Origin of the sequence: Magnetospirillum molischianum DSM 120, assembly GCF_000294655.1 — a bacterium.
Lineage (GTDB): Bacteria > Pseudomonadota > Alphaproteobacteria > Rhodospirillales > Magnetospirillaceae > Phaeospirillum > Phaeospirillum molischianum.
In genome coordinates this window covers 1-877 of sequence record NZ_CAHP01000033.1, presented here as the reverse complement: position 1 = coordinate 877, position 877 = coordinate 1, and the positions used below count along the sequence as shown (strand labels likewise).

Genomic DNA, 877 nt, shown 5'->3' with positions numbered 1-877 from the left:
TCGTTGCCGGCGATCTTGCGGCGNATGTCGCGGATCACCCGCCCCAGATAGGTCTTCAGCCGCCGCAATTCGCGGCGCGCCCGGTTGAACTGCTTGGCGTGGGCGTAGCGGCCCTGCTTCATCGCCGCCCGCTTGCCGACGCGGGCGTAGCTCTGGCGAAGGCCGATGCCCCACTCTTGGGCCAGCGCCACCAACTTTTCCCGGGCCCGCTGCATCAGCTTGGCGTCGGTCGGGAAGGTCACCGCCTTGGGCTGAACGGTGGTATCGACCGTCACCCGCTCCATGTCTTCGGCCTGAAGAGCGCCGGCCCGGTGGGCGGCGGCCAGGCTCTCCTGCACCAGGGCCGACAGGTCATCGGCACCGATGCGCTGACGCCAGCGGGTCATCGAAGAGCGGTCCACCGGCAGGGCGTGCTGGAAGAAGGTTTCGCCGCAGAAATACTGGAAATACGGATCGCAGACCCAGCGATCGCACACCGCCTCGTCAGAGAGGCCGTACATGTGCTTGAGCAGGTGCAATCCCACCATCAGTCGGGTCGGAACACCCGGGCGCCCCGTTTCCGCGTAAAGCGGCGCGAACCGCTCGTCGAAAAAGCCCCAGGCGACCAAACCCGCCAGCCGGACCAAGTCGTGGCGCAGGTTGATGATCTGGTCGAGCCGCGACCGGAACAGGTCGCCCTCGGTCTGCGGCGGTCTCTTGTGCGGCGTCATCTCTCCTCCCCGAGCGGCTCTGAGAGAATGGAATCACAACCGATGGGCACCGTAAAGGGGCAAGGTTGGGATACGAAATTTGCCGGGAATCGGGGGGACACGACGCCGAATCTGGCAAATTCGATTACTTCGCCACAGCCCCAAACCCAGGTGACAGGACGGGCTTC

1 protein-coding gene is annotated in these 877 nt (G+C 65.3%); it reads right to left on the bottom strand.

The features are described from left to right. Nucleotides 1-710 (bottom strand): IS5 family transposase (locus PHAMO_RS13595; protein WP_040567284.1); only part of this gene is annotated, 710 nt, incomplete at its 3' end. Nucleotides 711-877 lie beyond the last annotated feature (167 nt).